This is a genomic window from Microcoleus sp. EPA2 (genome assembly GCA_020882975.1).
Taxonomy (GTDB): domain Bacteria; phylum Cyanobacteriota; class Cyanobacteriia; order Cyanobacteriales; family Microcoleaceae; genus Microcoleus.
Genome location: JAHRFD010000005.1, coordinates 212,821 through 236,166, shown reverse-complemented (window position 1 = coordinate 236,166; position 23,346 = coordinate 212,821). Strand labels below are relative to the sequence as shown.

The 23,346-nt window shown below is 44.3% G+C and carries 22 protein-coding genes; 16 read left to right on the top strand and 6 right to left on the bottom strand.

Annotation, left to right across the window (positions count from 1 at the left end; genetic code table 11):
- Nucleotides 1-510: 510 nt before the first annotated feature.
- Entirely contained in the window at nucleotides 511-855 is a 345-nt protein-coding gene (locus AAFP14_RS07845; protein ID WP_341731728.1) for a DUF1815 family protein, read from the bottom strand.
- Between the two features lie 317 nt (nucleotides 856-1,172).
- Entirely contained in the window at nucleotides 1,173-1,904 is a 732-nt protein-coding gene (gene radC / locus AAFP14_RS07840) for a RadC family protein (protein WP_341731727.1), read from the bottom strand.
- A gap of 86 nt (nucleotides 1,905-1,990) precedes the next feature.
- On the opposite strand from radC, the gene AAFP14_RS07835 reads away from it, so the two are divergent.
- The 6 genes from AAFP14_RS07835 to AAFP14_RS07810 all read left to right on the top strand — a co-directional run bounded on the left by AAFP14_RS07835 (nucleotide 1,991) and on the right by AAFP14_RS07810 (nucleotide 7,149).
- On the top strand, nucleotides 1,991-2,161 hold the full coding sequence (locus AAFP14_RS07835; RefSeq protein WP_341731726.1) for a hypothetical protein: 171 nt from the start codon (nucleotides 1,991-1,993) through the stop codon (nucleotides 2,159-2,161).
- 61 nt (nucleotides 2,162-2,222) lie between these two features.
- Nucleotides 2,223-3,239, top strand: a complete 1,017-nt coding sequence (locus tag AAFP14_RS07830) for a succinate dehydrogenase/fumarate reductase iron-sulfur subunit (RefSeq protein WP_341731725.1) — start codon at nucleotides 2,223-2,225, stop codon at nucleotides 3,237-3,239.
- Between the two features lie 510 nt (nucleotides 3,240-3,749).
- A complete protein-coding gene (locus tag AAFP14_RS07825) occupies nucleotides 3,750-4,940 on the top strand; it encodes an RNA-guided endonuclease InsQ/TnpB family protein (RefSeq protein ID WP_341731724.1) in 1,191 nt (396 codons plus the stop codon).
- A complete protein-coding gene (locus tag AAFP14_RS07820; protein ID WP_341731723.1) occupies nucleotides 4,930-5,283 on the top strand; it encodes a cupin domain-containing protein in 354 nt (117 codons plus the stop codon). Before AAFP14_RS07825 ends, AAFP14_RS07820 begins: the two co-directional genes overlap by 11 nt.
- Nucleotides 5,284-5,443: 160 nt before the next feature.
- Nucleotides 5,444-5,959: an acyltransferase gene (locus AAFP14_RS07815; RefSeq protein ID WP_341731722.1), complete on the top strand. Its 516-nt coding sequence runs from the start codon at nucleotides 5,444-5,446 to the stop codon at nucleotides 5,957-5,959.
- A 14-nt stretch (nucleotides 5,960-5,973) separates the two neighbouring features.
- Nucleotides 5,974-7,149, top strand: coding sequence for an acyltransferase family protein (locus AAFP14_RS07810; protein ID WP_341731721.1), 1,176 nt, complete (start codon nucleotides 5,974-5,976; stop codon nucleotides 7,147-7,149).
- A gap of 65 nt (nucleotides 7,150-7,214) precedes the next feature.
- Here AAFP14_RS07810 and AAFP14_RS07805 read toward each other — a convergent pair whose 3' ends face one another.
- A complete protein-coding gene (locus AAFP14_RS07805; protein ID WP_341731720.1) occupies nucleotides 7,215-8,927 on the bottom strand; it encodes a zinc metalloprotease HtpX in 1,713 nt (570 codons plus the stop codon).
- Nucleotides 8,928-9,101: 174 nt separating this feature from the next.
- Between AAFP14_RS07805 and AAFP14_RS07800 the strand changes: the two genes are divergently transcribed.
- The 7 genes from AAFP14_RS07800 to speD all read left to right on the top strand — a co-directional run bounded on the left by AAFP14_RS07800 (nucleotide 9,102) and on the right by speD (nucleotide 17,827).
- Entirely contained in the window at nucleotides 9,102-10,382 is a 1,281-nt protein-coding gene (locus AAFP14_RS07800) for a glutamate-5-semialdehyde dehydrogenase (protein WP_341731719.1), read from the top strand.
- Nucleotides 10,383-10,421: 39 nt separating this feature from the next.
- Nucleotides 10,422-11,330 carry a S66 peptidase family protein gene (locus tag AAFP14_RS07795; protein ID WP_341731718.1) on the top strand — a complete coding sequence of 303 codons (909 nt, stop codon included), beginning with the start codon at nucleotides 10,422-10,424 and terminating at the stop codon, nucleotides 11,328-11,330.
- 229 nt (nucleotides 11,331-11,559) lie between these two features.
- Complete coding sequence (locus AAFP14_RS07790) at nucleotides 11,560-12,324, top strand: hypothetical protein (RefSeq protein WP_341731717.1); 765 nt, start codon at nucleotides 11,560-11,562, stop codon at nucleotides 12,322-12,324.
- Between the two features lie 448 nt (nucleotides 12,325-12,772).
- Nucleotides 12,773-13,237 carry a BON domain-containing protein gene (locus tag AAFP14_RS07785; RefSeq protein ID WP_341731716.1) on the top strand — a complete coding sequence of 155 codons (465 nt, stop codon included), beginning with the start codon at nucleotides 12,773-12,775 and terminating at the stop codon, nucleotides 13,235-13,237.
- Between the two features lie 323 nt (nucleotides 13,238-13,560).
- Nucleotides 13,561-14,769, top strand: coding sequence for a general stress protein (locus AAFP14_RS07780; RefSeq protein ID WP_341731715.1), 1,209 nt, complete (start codon nucleotides 13,561-13,563; stop codon nucleotides 14,767-14,769).
- Between the two features lie 1,368 nt (nucleotides 14,770-16,137).
- Nucleotides 16,138-17,199: a pentapeptide repeat-containing protein gene (locus AAFP14_RS07775; RefSeq protein ID WP_341731714.1), complete on the top strand. Its 1,062-nt coding sequence runs from the start codon at nucleotides 16,138-16,140 to the stop codon at nucleotides 17,197-17,199.
- Nucleotides 17,200-17,404: 205 nt separating this feature from the next.
- Complete coding sequence (speD, locus tag AAFP14_RS07770) at nucleotides 17,405-17,827, top strand: adenosylmethionine decarboxylase (RefSeq protein WP_341731713.1); 423 nt, start codon at nucleotides 17,405-17,407, stop codon at nucleotides 17,825-17,827.
- A gap of 88 nt (nucleotides 17,828-17,915) precedes the next feature.
- Here speD and AAFP14_RS07765 read toward each other — a convergent pair whose 3' ends face one another.
- Complete coding sequence (locus AAFP14_RS07765) at nucleotides 17,916-18,554, bottom strand: hypothetical protein (protein WP_341731712.1); 639 nt, start codon at nucleotides 18,552-18,554, stop codon at nucleotides 17,916-17,918.
- 147 nt (nucleotides 18,555-18,701) lie between these two features.
- On the opposite strand from AAFP14_RS07765, the gene queF reads away from it, so the two are divergent.
- Entirely contained in the window at nucleotides 18,702-19,121 is a 420-nt protein-coding gene (gene queF, locus AAFP14_RS07760) for a preQ(1) synthase (RefSeq protein WP_341731711.1), read from the top strand.
- 62 nt (nucleotides 19,122-19,183) lie between these two features.
- On the opposite strand, the gene AAFP14_RS07755 is transcribed toward queF, so the two are convergent.
- The gene (locus AAFP14_RS07755; RefSeq protein WP_341731710.1) at nucleotides 19,184-19,729 is read right to left on the bottom strand and encodes a hypothetical protein; all 546 of its coding nucleotides are present in this window, start codon (nucleotides 19,727-19,729) and stop codon (nucleotides 19,184-19,186) included.
- A gap of 69 nt (nucleotides 19,730-19,798) precedes the next feature.
- Here AAFP14_RS07755 and AAFP14_RS07750 point away from each other — a divergent pair, with 69 nt between their 5' ends.
- Both AAFP14_RS07750 and AAFP14_RS07745 read left to right on the top strand, forming a co-directional pair.
- Entirely contained in the window at nucleotides 19,799-21,196 is a 1,398-nt protein-coding gene (locus AAFP14_RS07750) for an S-layer homology domain-containing protein (RefSeq protein WP_341731709.1), read from the top strand.
- 300 nt (nucleotides 21,197-21,496) lie between these two features.
- Complete coding sequence (locus tag AAFP14_RS07745; protein WP_341731708.1) at nucleotides 21,497-22,330, top strand: histidine kinase; 834 nt, start codon at nucleotides 21,497-21,499, stop codon at nucleotides 22,328-22,330.
- A 174-nt stretch (nucleotides 22,331-22,504) separates the two neighbouring features.
- On the opposite strand, the gene AAFP14_RS07740 is transcribed toward AAFP14_RS07745, so the two are convergent.
- Nucleotides 22,505-23,320 (bottom strand): FkbM family methyltransferase, encoded by an 816-nt coding sequence (locus AAFP14_RS07740; RefSeq protein WP_341731707.1) that lies wholly within the window; start codon nucleotides 23,318-23,320, stop codon nucleotides 22,505-22,507.
- Nucleotides 23,321-23,346 lie beyond the last annotated feature (26 nt).

Here is a 23,346-nt window from a genome sequence, read left to right as displayed (position 1 = left end):
TACTTGCCTACTCAAAGTTAATTTCAAATTCTTGGACTTTTGAAGGTCAAAGTGGGGAATTAACTTAGCAGCCGACTAGCACTCGTACTACCACATTTTGTGAGCTGCTCTCCAGGGAGAATTATGCGACGGTAGAAAATCAAATGTATAATTTAAGTCCCCCGGAAATAAATTGAGGGCTTGAAAATTTCACATTTTTTCTGAATTCGAGCGGTAAACTTTGGGCATTGTCTCCTCGCATTTTTCCGTCGATGGATGCCAAAAAAACTGGAAGTTCCGACACTTAGACCTAATTGCATCAACTATGCCGTCTGGGAAGGCCCACAAGAGCTTCTCTAGGGCTAGACTGAGAGTCTCAAAGCACTTAGTTAGAAGTCACTCAGAGGACTCTTGTCAGTTGAGTTGCGATCGCTCCGCAACTTCTGACCTTCTCAACATACTCCCCAAGGAGTGGTTGGCAGCAGGGAAGCATAGACTTTCGCTGTCGGTGCCCTTGGAACCAGACCATGACTAGACTCGTTGGGCCGTAGCCAAAGTAGCTTCTGAAGGTTGGATATGGTACTTCACGAGATTTGCCAGTTCTTGTAACTGACTAATCGCTTCTGCACCTTCTAGTTTCATCAGTTCCCGATCGTCCCGCATCTCAGTCCAAGTGATACCATAATCTGACACTAAAAATCGAATCAGATGATTATCCGTCAAACTGACCATAAATGAGGCACTGTTCATCTGACCCCCGCAAGTGTAGCAGGATGCCAGATAACCCCGATGCTCTAGCACGATCGCTAAAGCTTGGAGGTTCATTACCAAATCTTGGACGAATTTACGGTGTTGTTCTGCAAGTCTCAGAAACACAGTTTTTCTCCTATCACCACGCCGTTTATTTTACACCCAACTTCATAATTTCTTAATAATTGGGTCCCTAGGTGCTGGTACAGTATACGTTCAGTATGCTAGAAAAAAATCAAATTAGCGATCTCTTCAGCCCACCATTACTAGATTAACCGAGTTATGTTCTCCACGGAGTATCAGTAGCGACATTCAGACCAAACACTCTGCCCCAGAGCGATCTAGCCACAAAATTTGCCTTCTGTAATCGGTGATTCAGCCATTGAATCCCCCAAATATACAAATAACTAATGATAGTGATGGAGTTAGTTAAGCAGAAGATGTCAATCTCCCTGGGGATAATCGTCCCAAAGAGTAGTGGTCTGTCGTAAGCTCCGAAAATCGCCATTTCCCAAAATCAAGTGATCTAACAAGGGAATACACAAAAACTGGGCTCCAGCCAGCAACTGCCGTGTCAAAGCAATATCCTCCGGGCTCGGTTCCAGATTTCCCGACGGATGATTATGGGAAATAATCGCCCTAGTGGCCCCTTGACGGATGACTTCTCGAAAAATATCCCTAGGGTGAGCCAAAGTCTCTGTCGCAGTGCCGATGGTAATTACCTGAGTTCCCAGCAGCCGATTTTTTACATCCAGCAACACCACAGCAAAACGTTCCTGAGACTGCCACATCAAATCCTGACTCAGAGCAGCCGCAGCCGATTGGGGAGAGTCAACAATTGCCAAATCCGGTGGCCGCGACTGAAACACCCGCTTACCCAATTCTACCGCAGCCAAAATCCCCGTCGCCTTAGCAGGACCGATCCCGTGAATCTGGGTCAACTCCTGCACGCTAATATCCCGGAGCACAGCCAGAGGGTCTCGTTGGTGCTGGCTCAACTGATTTAAAATATATTGTCCCAACCCCACAGCCGAAAGCTTGCCCTTTCCCTGCCCCGTACCGAGCAGAATCGCAATCAGTTCCGCAGTCGCCAAACTTTTTGGGCCACTAGCCATCAAGCGCTCCCGCGGCCGTTCACTTGTCGGTAAATCGACAATTCTCAAGCTGTAAGTCATCGAATTTTAGATTTGAGATTTGAGATTTGAGATTGAACCTACAGATGAATCCAGGGGCTTGTGGTCAGGATGCTAGGTTTTTCTGAGTGTCTAAGGCCGCGGACGCACCAACATTGCAAGCTCAACCAAGTTCCCATATTAGCCGATCGCTCTCTCTGTTAAAATCAGTGCGATCGCCTAAAAAACCCCCAGAAATTCACCAAGGCAGTGCGGAATTTACGGCGATTTTTGATAAATACTTACTATTAAATAATTAATAGCTTTTTAAATAACCAAAAATTTCAGCTTAAAATATACGAAAACTTCCTAGCCGAAACTATGCAAGTCCGTTTTAATGTAGTTCGCCAAAATCAAAACGAGCCTCCCCGCGTTCATACTTACACCCTAGAGGTAGAAGAGAGCAATACTATCCTCGACTGCCTCAACAGCATTAAGTGGCAACAGGATGGCAGCTTAGCCTACCGCAAAAATTGCCGCAACACAATTTGTGGTAGTTGTTCCATGCGGATTAATGGTCGATCGGCATTAGCTTGCAAAGAAAATGTTGGCAGCGAACTCGCAAGACTTGACAAAATAGCTAATTTCAGTTCGGCAGAAAAACCAACCGATTTCATCCCAGAAATTACGATCGCCCCCATGGGAAATATGCCCGTAATCAAAGATTTGGTCGTCGATATGACCAGTTTTTGGGACAACCTGGAAGCCGTTGACCCCTATGTCAGCACTTCGGGGCGAGCAGTGCCCGAACGCGAATTTCTGCAAACACCAGAAGAGCGATCGAAACTCGACCAAACAGGCAATTGCATCCTCTGCGGCGCGTGCTATTCTGAGTGCAACGCCCGCGAAGTCAACCCAGAATTTGTCGGGCCCCACGCCCTAGCCAAAGCTTATCGCACCATCGCCGACTCCCGCGATAGCGATACAGAAAATCGCCTGGAAAAATATAACCAAGGCACAGAAGGCGTTTGGGGATGTACCCGTTGTTACTACTGCAACTCGGTTTGCCCCATGGAAGTTGCGCCGATGGATCAAATTGGTAAGATTAAACAAGAGATTCTCGATCGCAAAGATGACCAAGCCAGTCGATCGATTCGCCACCGCAAAGTCTTAATCAATCTAGTCAAAGAAGGTGGCTGGATAGACGAGCGTAAATTTGGCATCGAAGTAGTAGGAAACTACTTCCGCGATGTCCAAGGTTTATTAAGTCTCGGCCCCTTGGGTTTAAGAATGATCGCTCGCGGCAAATTCCCCTTATCCTTTGAGAGTTCAGAAGGTACTAACACCATCCGAGATTTGATTGAATCAGTTCAAAGTTTAGAAAAATCAACAGATTAACTCTCTGTTGTCATGTTTTGGTAAAATTGCCTAGTTGGACATTCTGGGGATGAGATGACAGGTAGATGTAGCCTTTCTCCGAAAGATGAGGTACGATCGAGAATTGGTAATGGGTAATAGGTAATTGGTAATTGGTAATTAATAATGCCCTATGCACTTCCCCCATCCCCCCTTGGGGGGCAGGGGGGGGTTCCCATGCCCCATTTACCCATTACCTAGTACCCACCTAACTTAGAAAGGCTATACCTCATACTTCCCATCCTCAATCCCTGGTAACGAATTGCCCATAGCTAACGCCCGTTAATTCCAAGAAAGGTGGGTCTATGACAGTCAAAACAGACGGCATATTTAAGACACAAGGTCAAGGTGCATCCTACTGGGTACTCGGAGATTTATCAGAAAACAGGGTTGAAAACCCCGTCCTTTTAGGACGGCTTTAATTGTAAAAATTTGTTGAACTTGCGAGCTATTTTAAACTGAGTAAGTTAGCCTAAAGCAGGAGGTAAAGCAATGCTAGTCTTTGAATTCAAAACCTACGGAAATCAGAGTCAGTTCTCAGCAGTAGATGAAGCAATTCGTACAGCAAAATTTGTCAGAAATAGCTGTTTGCGCTATTGGATTGACAACCCAAAAGTTAACAAGTACGACTTGAACAAATACTGCGCTGTATTGGCTCGCGACTTTTCGTTCGCTGACGAACTCAACTCTCAAGCAAGACAAGCTAGTGCCGAACGAGCATGGTCTGCTATCTCCCGATTCTACGATAACTGCAAAAAGGGAACTCCTGGCAAAAAGGGATATCCCCAATTCCAGAAATATTGTCGCTCAGTTGAGTATAAATCAACTGGATGGAAATTGGCCCTAGATCGTAAATCAATCAAATTTACCGACAAAAAAGGAATTGGGAAACTCAAACTAAAAGGAACGCGCGACTTACACTTTTACCAAATTAGCCAAATTAAACGGGTGAGATTGGTAAAACGTGCAGACGGTGTGTATGTTCAGTTTTGCGTTGACGTTGACCGTTTGGAAAACACAGAGCCTTCGGGTACTACGATCGGATTAGACGTAGGATTGAAAGAATACTACACTGACTCGAACGGAAATACGGTTGAAAATCCGAGGTTTCTGAGAAAAGGTGAAAAAGTCCTCAAACGCGCTCAACGTCGCGTATCCAGAAAAGTTAAACCTTCAAACAACAGAGGCAAGGCTAGGCTGGTTCTAAGTAAACGCCATCTCAAAATAAGTAGACAGCGCAAAGACCATGCTGTGAAATTAGCAAGGTGCGTAATCTCATCAAACGATGTAGTCGTCTACGAAGATTTGAGAATCAAAAACATGGTGAAAAATCCTTGTCTGGCTAAGTCTATTAACGATGCTTCTTGGTATCATTTCCGTATCTGGATTGAATACTTTGGCAAAGTATTTCAGAGAGTAACGGTTGCGGTGAATCCCCAATACACCAGCCAAGAATGCTCTAGTTGCGGTGAAATTGTCAAGAAAACACTATCTACCAGAACTCACGTTTGCAAGTGTGGTTGTACGCTTGATAGAGATTTTAACGCAGCTAGAAACATCCTGAATCGAGGATTGGGTACGGTAGGGCATACCGAAACCTTTGCATTAGATGCAAGCAACGCTTTAGGAGAATTGACCTCTACTTTTGCTGGAGAAATCCTGCATCAGCAAGTTGGCTCGTAGATTAAAGAATCCCTGCGCGTTCACGCCAGCGGAGTGTCAAATTCAAGAGGGAGAGTTTGAGTTTGAACTCGATCGAGAAATAATCGTCGCCAGTGCTGGAACTTTCCTTCATTCTCCCAAAGGACAACTTCACAGATTTACAAATATCGGCTCCCTTCCCGCAAAAATGCTGTGTTGGGTGACACCAGCAGGATTAGAGAAATTTTTTATCGAAGTAGGTACGATGGCGACACAACAGTCGGTGCTACCACCTCCCCTTTCCCCCCCTGATGTCGAAAAAATTTTGGCCGCGGCCCCAAACTACGGTTTAAAAATTATTCCCCCCGCTGCAAGTACAATTTGAAATAATCATAAATTAGAGATTATTCCCCCACTTTGAACTAGAATTTGAAATAAGTGTAAATGTGGTGAGACTTCCCCCAAATTTTGCTTTGGTTTGGCATCGAGCCAACCAAAAACTCGTTTTTTTGGGATAAATCTAAGAGTAAATAAGGAGTTTGGCAATGATCAAAAAAAAAATTAAGCTGCTGGTAATTAAAATTTACGACAAGTTATTTTCCAGAATAGGAAATTTGGCGATCGACAGATATATGGAAACCCGTTTTCTATTCAAATACTTGCTTTACGGGAATGAAGACCGTTTGCAAATAGCAGAAACTGCGGTGATTAACAATGCTACTTTTAATACAATCTCCGGTGACATCAAAATAGGAGAATATGTATTTTTTGGACTGAATGTTTCAGTTTTAACAGGAACCCACGATTATAACAAGTTTGGTCGTGAAAGACAAATCACTGTTCCAGGCTTTGGTAGAGACGTGATCATCAAAGAAGGAGCTTGGCTGGCTAGTAATGTGACGGTGATTGGTCCTTGTATCATAGGAGAGCATTCAGTAGTAGCTGCTGGTTCCCTAGTGAATAAAGACGTAGAGCCTTATAGTATTGTGGCGGGAATACCTGCGAGAGTTGTCAAAAAAATCGACCCCCCTTCCCCTAGCGATCGTACTTTCTCTGAATAATATTACGGAGTTTCATGTCTAGCATTGAATTATCTCAATCCTCCACAGAGCCCTTAAATCCCCCCAAATCAACAAGAATTCGCCTTGAATATTTAGATGGAATGCGGGGGATGGCAGCTCTATACGTGGTCTTGTTTCACATTTATCTTGATGTCATTAACACCCAATCAGGAATAATACAATTACCTTACTTGTTGAACTCAATAATAGAAGTTTTCATGTCACATGGAGCATCCAGTGTTGCCATCTTCATTGTGCTTTCTGGCTATTGTTTAATGTTACCTGTTGCTAAATCTAGCGATGGTAAACTGCGAGGTGGAGTTGTTAATTATATCCAGCGACGGGCCCGCAGAATTTTACCTCCTTATTACGCAGCCCTTTTCTTTTCCTTGCTATTGTCAGCTCTAGTACCAGCAACTTTAATGTCTGCTACAGGATGGCATTGGAATTCTGGACAACCTGCTTTCACTCTAGGTGGCATATTATCACACTTATTGCTGCTTCATAACCTCAAGGGTGAATGGGTCTTCCTGATCAATCCCCCCATGTGGAGTGTAGCACTAGAATGGCAAATCTATTTCGTGTTTGCATTTTTACTACTACCTGTATGGCGACGCTTTGGCCTCATACCTGTGTTAGTTGTGGCGAGTATATTTGGTGCTATAATTGGTTTTCGCATCGCCCATTGGTGGTACATAATCCTATTTACACTAGGAATGATTGGGGCCACTATCGGATTTTCTAAAAAGCAATCCTTAGTAAATTTGAAAGAAAGATTTCCTTGGGATTTAGTGACGAGCCTATTAGGTGGAATTTGGATTAGCTTAGTCGTTGCCAATGCCTTCGATCTGGTCCAAGTAAACATCATTTTTGACGATATTTTATTGGGTGTAGTAGCTACGGGGTTAATTATTTCCTGCACGCGGTTTTTGTCTGATGGACTAAAAAATTCTTTTACAGGTATTTTGCAGATATTAGAAGGGCGATGGCTAGTTAAATTAGGGTCTTTTTCTTATAGCCTGTACCTAGTACATACGATAGCAATGGCCCTGCTTCAATTCGCTCTCAAAGATGTAATCCGAACACCGTTAGTCAATTCGATCCTACTTTCAGTATTAGGATTGCCACTATGCCTCTTGAGTGCTTATATTTTTCATATAATCTTTGAGAAACCATTCATGAGCAACTAAACTAAAAAAGCCAAATACCAGCACCTCGACTTTTTGCATAAGTCGGGGTGCTAACAGAAAAGAAATCACAGAAATAGCGATGCAATACCGATCGCGATCGCCCCAATCGCCAATACCAAAGACCAGAAGCGATGATAACTATTAACCGTCGTACCGCTATCGCTTTCAAGCTGAATTAAATCCATCCAAGGTGCGACACCGCGCCGGAACCAACCCAAAGCCTGAACATCCATCCCAATCAAACTTTTCACCCGTTTCATCCCAAACAGAAAATTACCAATCGGGCCAAAACGAGAAGCATAACGCAGATAAATCATCCCGGTTCTATCTTGTAATTTCAAATCAGAACCGAAAGTATAACCAGCATCACCACGACCAATTAATTCGCCCTGAAGTTTCGCAGGTTGACCCCGCAAAGGACTAGCATAGGGATCAGACATTAAGGTTAAAACATCCAAACTCTCTGCTTGGTTGTATGTCGGGAACATCACCAAACTCTTCAGCAAAATCCCAGTACCCAAACCGATTAAAGGACAGGCAATCATCATCATCGGATTGGCAGCCGACAGGGAAATTCCGATCGCAAAACCCACAGACAAACCGACAATTTCTGCACTGTAAAGCAGCAAATCCAACACAAAATTGCCGTACAATTTCCCCTTGCTTAAATTGCGACCTTCGCCGACAATCATCCCCATATCAAACTCAATATCTAAGCCTAATTGTTCCGCATAAGTGCTCAAAGCGCGAACTCGTTTACCAGTCAGCGGGTGAGTCGAATTCAACTCCATCCACCAAGCCCAAGGATTAAACATATCCCACAAAAATACTCGCCCGATCTTTTCAGGTTCCGAAGAAATCCGGTAAGCAGTGCCTGTAGATGTGGCAGCTTTGGCATCGTAAATGCCTAAAGCGCGAGTTCCTTCTAATAAGCGGCTGGGTTCTGTTGCCCTTTGTCCTTCTTCCAAAATCCCGTAAGCAATTTTGACTAAAGCGCGGGACAAAGCATTGGGGTTGCCAGTAGTTTCAGCAGCAAAATGGTCAGCAAAATATTCCCTGGTGCGCGACAAGTATAGTAACAAATAAGTGCCGATAATGTAAAACAAATAAGCCACAGCGGCAACGGAACTGGCTGCATCTTTCACTTTTTCCCCACCCCTATTGCCGAGCCTGTGAGCAGTAGTGTAAATTAAATAAGTAATCTGCACTAAAGTCGAAGCTAAAGTCATGACTGCAAAATCCCAGTGGACGATGTGACCTAGTTCGTGGGCGTAAACAGTGGCAACTTCATCGTCATCTAAATAGGTAAAAAGACCTTCACTGACGACGACGCGAGCGCTGTTGGGAAAGGAACCGTAGGTAAAAGCAGTGGGGTTTTGGTCATCGATAATTCCTAACCGTGGTTGCTTCAATTTTTTTTGCTGACAAACTTTATGAATAACTTTCGCTGTTTCAGGACTTTTGTCTTCAATTTCTGCTAGGGAAACCCAGCGAGTATTGTAAAGCCAGTTTTGGGTTAAGTCCATTAACCAAGGTGAGAGGAAAAAAGTAGCGATGTTGAAAATTAGGGTAATGGGAAGTGCGATCGCCAATCCGGTTACTGGATCGGGACTATTGATAATGAAAACTGCCGCTAAGGATAAGGCTAACACCATACCTAATAGCAGGGTGATGGTGACACCGGAAGCTAAAACGAGATTTCCTCCCGTTTTTTGTACCAGCTTAACGCCAGCTTTAGCCGCTCTTCCTGTCTTGTGTAGGCGGGATTGAGAAGACATAATAATCTCCAAAGGTTATTTTAAAAGAGGAATGTCCGTCAGGCTTTGTATGTACTTCACTGTTTTAGCTTGTGACTTCGGAATGTGGTAGAGATTCTCAACAAAAGTATAGAATTTGTTCTAGTTTTGTTAAAATAGAAACTGAGTATAATAATTTTTTGACAAGTTACTGTTATGTCGATCGCCCAAATTGCCCAAACCACCCGCCAAGCTGCTAGAAAGTTAGCCGTTTTGTCCGCGGATGCCAAAAATCAAGCTATTGAAGCTATTGCTAAAGCTTTAGAAGTTGCTGCGCCCTCCATTGTGGCGGCAAATGTGGCAGATTGCCAAGCCGCTCAAGCCGAGGGCATTGCTAAACCGTTGTACGATCGCCTGAAGTTAGATGAGGTGAAGTTGAAAAGTGCGATCGCCGGTGTGCGCGACGTTGCCAAACTGCCCGACCCGATCGGTGTCGTGCAAATTCACCGGGAATTGGATACAGGATTAATTCTGAAGCGCGTTACCTGTCCTTTGGGCGTTTTAGGCATTATTTTTGAAGCCCGTCCCGAAGCTTTAATTCAGATAGTATCCTTGGCAATCAAATCAGGAAATGGCGTGATTCTCAAAGGTGGCAAAGAGGCAGTCCGTTCCTGCGAAATACTGACAAAAATTATTCAACAAGCCTTAGCAGAAACCGTAGTCAATCCCCAAGTTGTGCAGTTACTAACCACGCGGGAAGAAACCATCGAATTGCTAAAAATGGATAAATATATAGATTTGATTATTCCCAGAGGTTCCAACTCTTTTGTTCAGTTCGTGCAGGAAAATACCAGAATTCCAGTGTTGGGACACGCCGACGGAATTTGTCATTTGTATGCAGACCAAGCCGCGGATATTCACAAAGCAATCTCGATTGCCGTCGATGCCAAAACTCAGTATCCCGCAGCTTGTAATGCCATTGAAACTATGTTGGTTCACAGTGCGATCGCTCCCAATTTTTTGCCCCTAGTAGCCTCCGCTTTGCAGGAGAAAAAAGTCGAACTGCGGGGAGACGAAAAAACTCGTGAAATCTTGGATATTGCCGCAGCTACAGAAACAGATTGGTCTACAGAATATAGCGATTTAATTTTGTCTATCAAAATAGTAGATTCTGTGGAAGCAGCAATTAATCACATCAATACCTACGGTTCCCGACACACAGATGTAATTGTCACCGAAGATAGCGAAGCCGCCGAAACCTTTTTAGATCGAGTAGATGCGGCCGGAGTTTATCACAATTGTTCCACTCGATTTGCCGATGGTTTCCGCTACGGTTTTGGCGCAGAAGTGGGGATTAGCACCCAGCAAATGCCACCTCGCGGACCTGTTGGTTTAGAAGGATTGGTGACGTACAAATATCGAGTGGTGGGAGATGGCCATATTGCCGCTAGTTATGTGGGAAATCAGTCTCAAAAGTTTAGTCATCGGGATTTGTAAATCCTGAATAATATAAAAATCACAAATAACCAATCACAAATGAGTAACATAGAGTTTCTACAACCAGGAGATTTGCTCAGAGTAATTTCCCCTAGTGGTACTTTGCGAGAATTAACTAACTTTGAACGTGGTGTAGAAATTTGGAAATCCCGCGGCTATAGAGTTGAATTAAGTCCCGGTTTTGACGATCGCTGGGGCTATTTGGCTGGTTCTGACGAAAACAGACTCCAACAACTTGCCGATGCCCTCAAGGACCCAGATTGTCGCGGTATTCTATGCGTGCGCGGTGGTTTCGGCAGCACTAGACTTTTGGAAACAGGAAAAGTGGCAAAAAATACCCAATCACCAATTCCTGATACCCATTCTCCGAAATGGCTGATTGGCTTTTCAGATATTACGGCTTTGCTCTGGAATCAGGATAAACTAGGCATTTGGGGCGTTCACGGACCACTGCTGACTACTTTGGGCCTGGAACCAGATTGGTCTGTCGATCGTCTTTTTGATTATGTAGAAGGTCGTCCGTTACCATCTTTACAAGGTAAGGGATGGGGTGGTCCAAAGGCTACGGGGAGGCTGTTTCCAGCGAATCTGACGGTGGCTACTCATTTGCTCGGAACCCCCTATCAACCGGATTTAACCGGGGTGATTCTAGCATTTGAGGATGTTTCAGAGGCTCCTTACAGGATCGATCGAATGTTGACTCAGTGGCGGATGGCGGGGGCTTTTACAGGGGTGCAGGGGATTGCTTTGGGACGTTTCAGTCGCTGCGAGATTGACTCGCAGATTCCCAGTTTTAGTGTAGAAGAAGTTTTGCGCGATCGCCTCGGTGACTTAAATATTCCCATTGTCTCGGATTTACCCTTTGGACACGACGGAGTTAACGCTGCTTTACCAATGGGAATTATGGCCAGTCTCGATGCTGAATCGGGAATGCTCCTTTGCGGGTAAAAATGACCGTTTAGATAGGATGAAAAATAATTAACTACCTTTGTGCTAAATTCTGAGCGATCGCAGTTGGCAGTGGCTAAATAGTCCTGTTGGGTGAGGTTGACACTGGATGAGCGAAAGTATATTTAAAATGTAGCCTTTTACCGACGATCCATTACCGCGTTTATCTGTGCAAATGTCGGTATCAACACAGCCAAAAAAAATTAAAAAATTACCCAAAGAGGTTAATATGAAAACACACAATTTGTTAAAAAATATTACCGCCGCTGTGCTAGTTGCAGGATTAGCACTGACTGGAATTTCCTCCGGTGCTGCGGCTGAACAAATCACCAACGGCGATCGCATCGACGGAGTAATTCGTCGCACATCCACCATCTACCGCTTCCGAAATATGTGGGTCCCCGGAGCACCAACCGAAGAATTACGCGGGCAAGAATACACTTTCACTGCTAACGAAGGCGATGATGTCGAAGTTTATTTAAACACTAACAGAAGTGGCGGTTTTACTCCTGTGATGGTGCTGTTTTATGGGAATAACAAACAAGTAGCTTTTACCCAAGAGACTTCTTTTAATTATCAGATTCCCCGTAGTGGCGATTATCGACTGTTAGTATTAGCAAAAGATGCTACCAGAGGCGGAGATTATACCTTGGAAGTTTCGGGAATTCAGGGTGACAGAATGGCTAGGGATTGGCGGGATAACAGGAGCAATAACCGGCGATACAATCGCGGAGATAAGAACAGCAGGTACGACGGAGAACGGATTTTGCGAGATGATTTGGGTTTGCGGGCTGTGGATTGTAGCCAGAGACGTTCTCTGGTGAGAGTAAGGTTTGATGATGGAGATACGACTTATTGTGCCATACCAACTCGCGATTATCCCCAGGGAGATTATTACTATAACCCCCGCACGAGGAATTTAGATTCGGCTCGGATTGACGATAGCCGAAATCAGTGTCGGGTAGTCGTGGGCGGACAATGCGTCACGAGATAGTTTAGATAATTCCGGGCAGGTTTTACGGATATTTTAGGCGAGCAAACAATCTATAGCCTTTCTCAGTTAGGTGGGTACTAGGTAATAGGTAATGGGGAACCCCCCAGCTCCCCCTGGGGGGGAGGGTATAGGGCATTACCAATTACCAATTACCAATTACCAATTACCAATTACCAATTACCAATTACCAATTACCAATTACCAATTACCCATTACCCATTACCAATTACCAATGACCAATTACTTCAAATCTATCAAAATTATCCCCATCGTGGCTCCCTGAATTTTTTTTACTATGTCTAACGACATAGAACAAAGTTACACCTGTAGAGCGATGTAGCTATTTACCAAAATATTTATATTAAAAATAAGGTTTTTAAATTCAAACCACAAAAGCCAAACAATCAGTCCTATCACCTAAAACTTACCTGTTGGGTATTCAAATATTATGAACAAACTAACACCATTTTTGATCGGCGGTATTCTGTTATTTGGAGCAGTAGCTTGCAGTGAAGGTGCAAAAACTAGCGCTGATGCTCCTAATTCCGCCACACAAACTACAGCTAGTCCTCCCGCAGCCGAGACCGTACAAAAAACTCAGGGCGACGCAACTAGCGATATTCGCAAAGCCCAAGCCAATTCTGATATTAGGGCACGAGAACAGCGCAACAATGTGACAGGTGGCGATGCCATTAGAGCCGACGGCGACCTTAAAAGTGAAGTGCGCTCTAAGTTGGAAGTCAATATTACGAAAGGTCAGTTAACTGTGGAGGCCAAAGATGGGGTAGTTACCATCGGAGGAACAGTTCCCAATCAACAAGATTTAGCTAAAATTGAACCCTTAGCTAAACAGATTAAGGGTGTCAAAACAGTAAACGTTACCGCAGTTGTTGCCCCGGCTACACCCCAATAAGCTTCAGTAGTAATACCAAATCAGACTTGAATATCCCCTAGATTTATGAGTCCCCTTCTCCTGGGACTTTTTTTGTCGATTTCAATCCTGGTTACTCAGCATAAAAGGAGCAAATTCTTTACTTTTAAATCTCTAATGGATACATGGATTTACTCCGTGGAAAACCCTTGAATATCGGTCGGAAGATACAGAAGCAAGTTATGTCCAACGAGCGATGAATTTGCTAGGTAAAAAATGAGTAAATGTATTGATAGCAGCAAACAGAAATTAAATTCTGTAGTTGTTGACAAGTTAAAACTACAATATTTTGAAGGAGAAAAAAAATGGCTTTAGGTCAACACAAACGGGCTGTAGGAGTATTTTCTAATTACCGAGATACTGAACTCGCTCTGCTCGAACTACAAAGTGCAGGGTTTCCGATGAATAGAGTGTCGGTAGTGGGCGAAAATCTGGATGGAGGCAAAATCGCTGGTGCGACTGCGGGTAAGAGTACCGATGACCAAGTGGCCGGTGGCGCGAAAGCAGGGGCGACGGCGGGAGTGGTGACTGGGGGTTTGATTGGTTTGCTCGGAAGCATTGGTGCGCTGGCGATTCCGGGAGTTGGACCTGTGATGGCTGGGGGAGCTTTGGCTACTTTGCTGGCTGACACTGCTGTCGGAGGCGCCATTGGAGCCGCTGCTGGAGGTTTAGTTGGCGGTTTGGTAGGTTTGGGAGTTCCAGATGACAAAGCTAAAATTTATAGCGATCGCATTTCCCGTGGAGAATATTTGGTATTGGTAGAAGGTACCGATGAGGAAATTGCTACCGCTGAAGGAATTTTCAGTGTCCGGGGTATTCAAGATTGGGGTATTTACGATGTACCGGTAGACTCTCACCGTAAAGCTTCGGGCCGCCACAAGCGCGCTGTGGGCGTATTTTCTACCAGACGTGAGACGGAACAAGCGCTCACAGAGCTTAGAGCTGCGGGTTTCGATATGGATCGGGTTTCGGTCATCGCTAAGGATGCCGACTCTAAGGGCGAAATTGCAGGTATTGATGTCAAAGAGGGCACGGACAATAAGGCTGATGAAGGTGCTAGTAAGGGCGCTCTCACCGGTGGCGCTTTGGGCGGTTTGACTGGTTTGTTGGTAGGTCTGGGCTTGTTGGCCATTCCCGGTATTGGACCGATTATGTTGGCGGGTGCTGAAGCTACGGCGATTGCGACTACATTGGCTGGTACTGCTTTGGGTGCCACAGCAGGTAGTTTGATCGGAGCCCTAGCTGGTTTGGGAATTCCCGAAGATGAAGCTAAAGCATACAGCGATCGAGTATCTCGCGGAGACTATCTGGTACTGCTTAACGGTAGTGAAGCAGAAATCGCCAAAGCCGAAACAATTCTCAACAAGGGAGGTATTCAGAACTTGGGTATCTACGATTACCCCAGCGTGGATACTGCTCGCACTGACTACGGTGTTCCCGGCGCTCCTGGAGTTGAGACCACTCCTCATATTTATGACCCAAATCAGGGTGTTACCAGCCACAGTCGGCTGTAAGTGAACTCAGCTTTTGCGAATAGATATCTAACCGCAAAATCATCTCCCAAGTCGGCAATTTTAGATAAATTGCCGACTTGGGATTTTTTATGGAAAGTAAAAAAAACTGCTTTTCCAAAGTGCGATTTTGATTTGTGTCGTGGACTCGGCTAACCTGCCTAAAACCCCTGTTCCCGACCAGCAGCTTCACAGTCAAATTAATTCTTAACATTAATTTTTATACACCACCTTGGTCATAATTTGGTGTCTGTAACACTCACTACTGCTTACTTGCTAAGGAGAGAGTATGATTTTAAAAGACGGCATACCTTACAGCAGATATTGCTCGGTTCATCAATCGCGACTATCTTTAAGTTATGGGGCCGCTAATTTCAGCAACTTATAGATGTGAATTAGTCCAGTCCCACGCGCCAAGTACGGCCTGCGGTGGTCGGCAACTATTAAAACAATATTGTCGTCGCCAGCCAAGATTGAGGGCTCTAGAACAGATTCTCCCAAGGCTTAGGTTGGCAATTGGTTGGATGGAGCAGCCTAATTGCCGTTGGCAAGACCTGCTACAGGAATACAGTTTTCCTGGGAATGCCTCAGCGAAGCATTTGAGAAGCCCAGGAACAGCTATGATGTCCGAGAGTGCGTCTAGTGTCAGGTGTTCTGTTAATTAGAACCGCAAGCGCTCATGGATCGAATCAAGATTAACAGCAAGCACATCAGCGCGGGAGCACGGAAATGGCTCGCGGAAAGTCTTTATGCGAAATTGCAGGCGAGGGATAGCCTGTTGCTTCCTTCGTTTGTGACCGGCTCAGAACTCAGAGGGAAAGAGCCTTCCTGTTGGCTTTCACTGGCACTATGCACAGTGGGGGGAGGTGACACTAGCTGAGCTGACCGGGTGCTGCTGTCGCTGGTTCTCGAAGGTATCAAGCAGATGCTACAAGGTAGAAGTGTTTAAGCTCTACTATCTGGACGGTTTCTGGGACTCATACATTCGATCGCCTGTAGCAGCAATTTTTCGAGTCAGAATGTGGCCTGTGTGCCACCACGGATACCCCAAATACTCGATCGCTCTTAGGAGCGATAGACAACTACTAAGTATTTTGGTAAATGGTTAGTAGTTAATAGTTAGCAGTTAGCAGTTAGTAGAAAATACAACTAATCACTAATAACTCATTAACTCAGAACGGCCGCCAACTAACTATTAACAAAATTCCGACTTCCCTCGCAGGATGCTGCTGGGAATTTGCCAGTTTATGCCATTTTTGCTGTTGCAGTAAGTATTTTTTCTCAAAAATACTCGCAACCTCGAAACTCCGAATTTTTCAGACTGCATAGAACATCGAATCGAGAAAGCAAGGAAACTCACTCAATTTTTTTATGAATTCCACTGAACAGTTAAGTGCTGATGAATTTTTAATTAGACATAGAAACGGAGAAAGAGATTTTCGAGGTGCTAACCTCATTAAAGCTAATCTCAGCGAAGCTAATCTCAGTCGGACCAATTTGAGCAATGCTAATTTGAAAGGTGCTAACTTAATTAAAAGCAAACTGATTGGAGCTAATTTAAACGGAGCCGACTTGAGCGGCGCTAATTTATCTAAGGCGAAACTCATTGAAGCGAATCTCGGCAGTTCTAGTTTAACTGGAACGATGGCGATCGGAGCAGATTTTAGCGGTGCTAATCTCAGCGGAGCCATATTGTCTCAGGCTGACTGGAGCAGAGCTATTCTGACTGGAGCCAGTTTACTCGGAGCTTGTATGCTCAGTGGCTCTAAACTAACTGAGGCTAATTTGAGCGGGGCGACGCTGAGTCGAGCCATTATGAGTGGAGTAGATTTGAGCAAAGCAAATCTAATTAGAGCAATTATGAGCGAAATAGATTTGAGCGGGGCTAATCTGGGCGGTGCAACCCTGATTCGAGCTTATATAAATCGCGGAAATCTTGGCGGTATTAATTTGGTGGGAGCTTCTTTGAGCGAAGCAAGTCTGCGAGAAGTTTGTATGTGCGCGGCTAATTTGAGCGGTGCTGACTTGAGCGGTGCTGACTTACAATCTGCTAATTTGAATGGATCTAATTTGAACAGCGCTGATTTGCAAGGCGCTAATTTGAGTAAAGCTAATTTAAATGGTTTGATTCTGCACAACGCTAATTTGAGGGGTGCGAATTTGAACAAAGCTTCTTTGCGGGGGGCTAATTTGAGCGGTGCTAATTTGTCGGGAGCTAGCTTGCTGGAAGCGGATTTGCGCGGGGCGAATTTGAGTGGTGCTAATTTGTCGGGAGCTGGTTTGCTGCTCAGTTCTCTGGCGGGAGCAAATTTAACAGGAACTAATTTATCCGAGGCTAATTTGATTGGGGCGAGTTTGAATGTTGCTAATTTAAATGAAGCGGCTTTGGGCGGCGCAATTTTGCCCAATGGAGCTACTCACAGTCGGGATTAATCGGGTTAACTGTTGACGGTTAACGGTTAACTGAGGTCTGTGGTCAGCCAACAGCGAACAGTCAACCGTCAACAAACTCGTGGTTTCGATCGCTCCTTTGCGACTATCTTAAAAATTTTGGGTTTGCCTACTTGCCAAAGTAGAGACACCGTGCTAAGGTTAAAAGGTTTGAGACTTAACATCAATAGAGGTAAAACCCCGCAGAATGAAACAATTGGGAACCCATCTGGTCGCTGATGCTTGGCAGTCTCCTGGAGACCTGCTCAACGATCCTGAACGTATCCGCCGCGCTATTCTCGATGCGATCGAAGCCGGAGGAGCTACTCTCATCGATTTGTGCGTACACCAGTTTAGTCCTCACGGAGTGACGGCTACTGCTACTTTGGCTGAGTCTCATATAGCAATCCATACTTGGCCTGAACACGGTTATTTTGCTGCGGATTTATTTTTCTGCGGTGCCGGCGACCCTCACAAGGCCATGAAGGTGCTACAGACAGCTTTGGAAGCTAAACAGGTAAAACTCACTGAGTTCACGCGCGGTTTCGAGCCAGGGGTGGGCATCTTAGGTTCTGCTTCTGAAGAACAGTATGCGCCTCGTTTGATAGAGACGGGTGCCACTAGAGTATAATCAGCCAATTAGCGTAACTTTAACTATTTTATGCTATCTCTTGCTGAAAATCCCACGGTTCTAACCGTGGGATTATTGTTTTGGAAATTTACTTTTTCATTAATAAAGGCCGAACCACTATATAACCAGCGCCGAAAGCAGCAATCACAATCAGAAAAATGGCGATGGCTAACCACAATCCGCTCAAGTCAGAGGTTTTTTTTGGTTGAGAGCGCAAACGGTAAGGAGTTTCGGGTACTTCGGTAAATAATTTATCGGGAAATTTATCGGGCAGTTTTTCATCTAGGGAAGGACTTGTTGGTTCGGCTGCTGCCATGGGGAAGGGGAAATTTACAGTGGGAGGGGGAGGGGCTGGATTTGGGGTAGAGGTGTCGTTGGGTACGGAATAGTCAGCCGAGAATGGTAAAGATGCGAGGCGAGGCGATTCCACGGTAAGATTGAATTTTTTGACCGGAGTCATTTGAGGCATCCCTGTCTGGCTAACACTTTGAGCTGAATTGACCGCTTGCTGTAGATATATGGATGCTTGAACTACTGTTTCTACTTCTCGCCGCAGTTGTTGATTTTGTTGGACTAATTGCTGATTATGAGTTTTGAGAGAGTCAAGCAAAGCTTGAGCCGATTGCAACTCGGCAGTGACTTCTCGGTAAAGGGAAATAGGTACTGATGGAGAGTAGTTATTTGAGTTGGCGGAGGAGTTATGGTCAGGTAAGGTAGTATTTTGCATAATTTGTAGATGGCGAGGGTGAGCTTTTTTTAGTTTAGCCTGAGAGTATTTGCAATTAGATCGATCGCCACACAATTCGTCAAGATATTTGTTACAGATATTGATAGTGAAGTTTAATTAAATGTTAGCAGTTTCCACAGGCTCGCTATGAACAACTACCAAACAGAAGAAAGTATGTCACAAAAGTCAAGTACCGAGGCAATGAAATACGGCGAACGCCAGATTTTAGAAGGAGAGTTAATTACCTTCCCGAATCCGCGAGTCGGGCGACGTTACTCCATTAACATTACTTTACCGGAGTATACCTGCAAGTGTCCGTTTTCCGGCTATCCCGATTTTGCGACAATTCACGTCACCTACGTACCCGACGAACGAGTAGTGGAATTGAAGGCGCTCAAGCTGTACATTAACAGTTATCGCGATCGCTACATTTCTCACGAAGAATCGATCAACCAAATTCTAGACGATTTCGTCGCCGCTTGCGCGCCACATTCAGCCACCATTAAAGGCGATTTTTCGCCACGAGGGAACGTGCACACCGTCATTGAGGTATCCCATCAGAAGTAGCAGGCACAACCTGTGCATTTCTCGTTCCCAAGTACAGGCTTGGGAACCTTCCATGTTTTGATTTAAAATAAACGAAAAGATGCCAGAAACTTTTGAGCATTTTCCGGTTTTGGGGTAATGGCGACTAAGCCGTAAAGACGTCTGTCCACCAAAAATACCTGACCTACACCTACAGGCGTACTAGGGGAAAGGGACTGAAACTCAAATTCTTTTCCCGGATAACTACCCAAGGAAATATCGCGCACTTGCAGCAATTTGGCATTAGATGCGACCACAAATAAATCAACGGCATTATTTAAAGTGATTTTAATGTTATTATTAGTTAGGGCTAAATCTAAGTCGAAGTATTGCAGTAAATAAGTTTCTTCGTTTTTTAAGATCGATCTGTAGGTATGAACAATAATCTGATTTGAAAAAGTTTCTGCATTAATTTTGGTAGTTCCTGGTATGTCGATCGCAAACAAACCCTCAGCGGAACAAAAGGGCTGCCAATCCGGTTGAGCAAGTACGGCCGTCCTGGGAGCAGATTCAGCCTGGAGGGGACTAGCAAACTTGACAACAGAGACAAATAATGTAGCAGTAACTAGGAATAAATGTAGGAAGTTCATTTTGGGAATAATTAGATTAGCCCGATGGATTTGCGCTAGCCTAGAACTATATCCGCAAACGGGGGATTTATGTTGAATATTATATTTGCTCAACGGCGAGGCCACTTGACAGGGCGATCGCCAACTAAAACCAGTAAAACCCATATACTCGCAACTGTAAATGCTTTGCTAGCAATCTGTCTGCTTGGCGCTGTCACAGGCTGTGCCAACAGCCCCAACAGCAAGGCGATGGAAGAATCCTTCGCCGCCGATCCCCAATTAAAAGAAAATCCCGTGGCTTTGGCTTCCCCCCAGCCAGCGACACCAGTGGACACCAGCACCAACGCCAAACTCCCTCCCGATTTCCCAACAGAGATACCCCTCTATCCTAATGCTCAGTTGGTAGAAGTTACAGGGCCAAGCACCCCCTCAGAACAAAATATACGACTGCGCTACGAAAGCACCGATCCGATTAATTCCATTCAGAATTTTTATCAGAATGAGTTTGGGCGTCGCAACTGGAAAATAGTCACTCCCCCAACCCCCGACGGACAAGGTTCTGTGGTAGCCCAGCAAGATAAATTGCGAGTAACAGTGTCACTGTCTCCTACCCAAAAAGTAGGAGGTGCGACAGAATTTGTGATTGCATACGACAAAGCAAGTGGGGAAATTGCCAGCAATCCCCAACCTCAGAATTCCGATGCTACCCAATCTCCTACAGCCGCCCCAACCCCGTCTAATTCCGAAGCACCAACGGCCACATCATCTCCAGAGTCACAAACCAAAAAAGTCAGCCAACTAGATAGCCAAATTCCTCAACAATTGCGGCAGTATGTAGCAGATTTAGCCTCATTGGAAGTGCTGAAAGTGCGATCCAAATCCGGTGCAAATTTAGAAACAGAAAACACCTTACCCGAACCAAACAAAATAGCCACCCGTCGGGAATATGCCCGCTGGTTAGTAGCTGCTAACAATCAAATTTATGCCAGCCGTCAAGCCAAACAAATTAGATTAGCAGTAGCATCCAGCGAACCAGCTTTTGCTGACATACCCAAAACCGACCCAGATTTTGCAGCCATTCAAGGTTTAGCAGAAGCAGGTTTAATTCCCAGTAGCATTTCAGGAGAAACTAAAGATATTAAATTTCGTCCCGATGCACCTTTAACTCGCGAAGCAATGATTCTGTGGAAAGTACCTTTAGATACTCGTCAAGTTTTACCCACAGCTAACATTGATGCAGTGAAAGAAAAGTGGGGTTTTCAAGATGCTTCTAAAATTGATTCCCAAGCATCGCGAGCAGTTTTAGCAGATTTTAATAATGGAGATTTAGCCAATATTCGCCGGGTGTTTGGTTTCACAACATTGTTTCAACCAAAAAAATCCGTGACTCGCGCCGAAGCCGCGGCTAGTTTGTGGTATTTTGGCGTTCAAGATCAGGGATTATCTGCAAAAGATGCCGGGGAAGCCAAGTCTCAACCTACTCAATAGCCACAGCTAAAAGCCGATATCTGTTAGATAGCCGATTTCTTTCAGAAGTCGGCTATCTGGCTATAGTATTTTTTTTACATAATTTATTTGATTAGCCAAAATTCTATCTATTTTCACTCACATTCCCTCGGAAAACTCTCAATATTATTCCGGATCTGGCCCTAGTGACAAGAATAAATAGAAAAGAGTATTCAATTTCTGGGAGAGCGTTTTTTGATGTATAATCAGACCCCGTTTACCTTGAAAAATTTGGCAAAATGTAGCTTAGTCCTGCGCCAGTTCGCTAGAAATTCTGCTAGTATGCAAGAGACCAGTCAAAAAATTACTGATTATATTTATCAACATTTTTATGACTCGGACAGATCCCAAAATTCCTGTGTTTTAGTACGTCTTTTCAAAACCCATCCCTACGGAGAATTAGACGATTCATTGCAAGCGTCTGCTCGTAGCTTGATGCACAATAATTTTCCCCCCTATGAAATGAAATGCTGGACGCTGTTAGCTTCCGCAGGAAAAGAACCTCAGTGTAATTATGTTGACGAAGCCCCGAATATCGTCATTCCCTTAGTGAATGAAGAGTTGGTAGCTCAAATGCCACCAATTTCCGAACGGATTCTACAGTTAGGTTTGGATATTCCTACCGTTTTGGGCATTGCTGATGAAAAAATGTTAAAAATGGAGCCAAAGTTATTAAATATTTTTTATATACCCTCTGCCCAAAATAGCCAGTTTATTGCTGAACAAAATTCATTAATTATTCCCTATCAACTCAAATCGGTGCTAGGAATAGGTGGACTGCTGCCTTCGGGAAGTTTATTTATGGTAGAGATTTTATTCAACATAGAAATTCCCTTAAATCTAGCTGAAAAGTTAAATGTTTTAGCCGTTGCAGTGAAAACGGCACTGTTGCCTTTTGATGGGGAAGTAGTTTTTAATAACTCCCCAAACACCCCGATAGTTATGGCTAATAACAAGATTGTTCCTAGGGAAATACTGGAAGCAAGTCAACTGATCGGCTTGAGTCATGTGCTGGATTTTTATCAAGACGAAATGCTCAGACACGCGAGTCGTTTGCAATCGATTATAGGAAAATTAAAGGAGAAAGTTGAAGAACGACATAAACAAGCTTTGTGAAAAAATGGGGGAGCATCCCGATTTGGTAATGGCTATAGCATGAGCTGTAAATCTCTGGTTATCATTAATAAATTGTCTGCCCCAAGGTGACAGCCCCTAGGAATATATTTGCAAATTATTGTCTAAGGTAGTCGGCGGACACTGACTAAGCAGACTTAGAGTTAAAGGGGCTATTTAAGTACGGGAAGCTAGGATTAAACCGTACCATTTATCTATGGGTACTTGTTTTTTTATTTGAAATCCTAAACTTTCAATAACTTGTCTAGTTTCGGCGTGGGTATGTCCAGACCACAAGTGATATTCTAAAGAAAGATTTTCCACAAATTGCCAAATTTCTTTATCTTCAAATAAAGGCCATTCTGCACCTTCACAGTCTATTTTAGCTAAATCTACTTTACCACCAATGCGATCGATCGCCCTTTTGAAGGATACCATCGGTATATCGCCGTTTTCCGTGACAGTCGATCGCGTTTTTCCCGATACTTCCCGGATATCCAGCACTACTTTACCATCTCTAGCGCCGATGGCTTCCATGAAATAGGCAAAACTGGCAATTTGAGACTGATTTTGGAGATACTTTTCCAAGTTAGGATTAGCTTCATAGGCGTGAATCAATGCTTTGGGAAATCGGTTGCGGGCGGCAAGAGAAAACAATCCCACATTGGCTCCCACATCTATAATTTTTAGTAGGGATGGAGGTAATTGCTCTAAGCCATAGCAGTCGTCTAAAAGCACTTCGATAAATTCTCCGTCCATGCCTTTTTCGGAAGGCAATTTAAGGGGTTTAGTCTTGCCTTGTACAATTAAACTATCGGGTAAATTAAACTTCGCAACTCTAGGGAACTTTATTCCCAATTTTTTGGCTCTAATTTTCCGTTTCAGGAGTTGCACAATTTTAGTGAATAGCATAATCAAGGGATAGCGACCTGTAGGGGTGGGTAGTAGAGCGACCTTGAAGATGTTGAGGACATTATTAATGGCTGAAATCATTGATGTTAGTGCTGCTTGGTGCTGGC

Bases quoted from the DNA above. Each gene is read 5' to 3' on its own strand.
- AAFP14_RS07745 (WP_341731708.1), top strand. From the start codon at position 21,497: ATGCAAGAGACCAGTCAAAAAATTACTGATTATATTTATCAACATTTT.
- AAFP14_RS07830 (WP_341731725.1), top strand. From the start codon at position 2,223: ATGCAAGTCCGTTTTAATGTAGTTCGCCAAAATCAAAACGAGCCTCCC.
- AAFP14_RS07750 (WP_341731709.1), top strand. From the start codon at position 19,799: ATGTTGAATATTATATTTGCTCAACGGCGAGGCCACTTGACAGGGCGA.
- AAFP14_RS07765 (WP_341731712.1), bottom strand. From the start codon at position 18,554: ATGCAAAATACTACCTTACCTGACCATAACTCCTCCGCCAACTCAAAT.
- AAFP14_RS07805 (WP_341731720.1), bottom strand. From the start codon at position 8,927: ATGTCTTCTCAATCCCGCCTACACAAGACAGGAAGAGCGGCTAAAGCT.
- AAFP14_RS07740 (WP_341731707.1), bottom strand. From the start codon at position 23,320: ATGATTTCAGCCATTAATAATGTCCTCAACATCTTCAAGGTCGCTCTA.
- AAFP14_RS07795 (WP_341731718.1), top strand. From the start codon at position 10,422: ATGAGTAACATAGAGTTTCTACAACCAGGAGATTTGCTCAGAGTAATT.
- AAFP14_RS07790 (WP_341731717.1), top strand. From the start codon at position 11,560: ATGAAAACACACAATTTGTTAAAAAATATTACCGCCGCTGTGCTAGTT.
- AAFP14_RS07775 (WP_341731714.1), top strand. From the start codon at position 16,138: ATGAATTCCACTGAACAGTTAAGTGCTGATGAATTTTTAATTAGACAT.
- AAFP14_RS07780 (WP_341731715.1), top strand. From the start codon at position 13,561: ATGGCTTTAGGTCAACACAAACGGGCTGTAGGAGTATTTTCTAATTAC.
- AAFP14_RS07755 (WP_341731710.1), bottom strand. From the start codon at position 19,729: ATGAACTTCCTACATTTATTCCTAGTTACTGCTACATTATTTGTCTCT.
- AAFP14_RS07785 (WP_341731716.1), top strand. From the start codon at position 12,773: ATGAACAAACTAACACCATTTTTGATCGGCGGTATTCTGTTATTTGGA.
- AAFP14_RS07815 (WP_341731722.1), top strand. From the start codon at position 5,444: ATGATCAAAAAAAAAATTAAGCTGCTGGTAATTAAAATTTACGACAAG.
- AAFP14_RS07800 (WP_341731719.1), top strand. From the start codon at position 9,102: ATGTCGATCGCCCAAATTGCCCAAACCACCCGCCAAGCTGCTAGAAAG.
- AAFP14_RS07810 (WP_341731721.1), top strand. From the start codon at position 5,974: ATGTCTAGCATTGAATTATCTCAATCCTCCACAGAGCCCTTAAATCCC.
- AAFP14_RS07825 (WP_341731724.1), top strand. From the start codon at position 3,750: ATGCTAGTCTTTGAATTCAAAACCTACGGAAATCAGAGTCAGTTCTCA.
- radC (WP_341731727.1), bottom strand. From the start codon at position 1,904: ATGACTTACAGCTTGAGAATTGTCGATTTACCGACAAGTGAACGGCCG.
- speD (WP_341731713.1), top strand. From the start codon at position 17,405: ATGAAACAATTGGGAACCCATCTGGTCGCTGATGCTTGGCAGTCTCCT.
- queF (WP_341731711.1), top strand. From the start codon at position 18,702: ATGAACAACTACCAAACAGAAGAAAGTATGTCACAAAAGTCAAGTACC.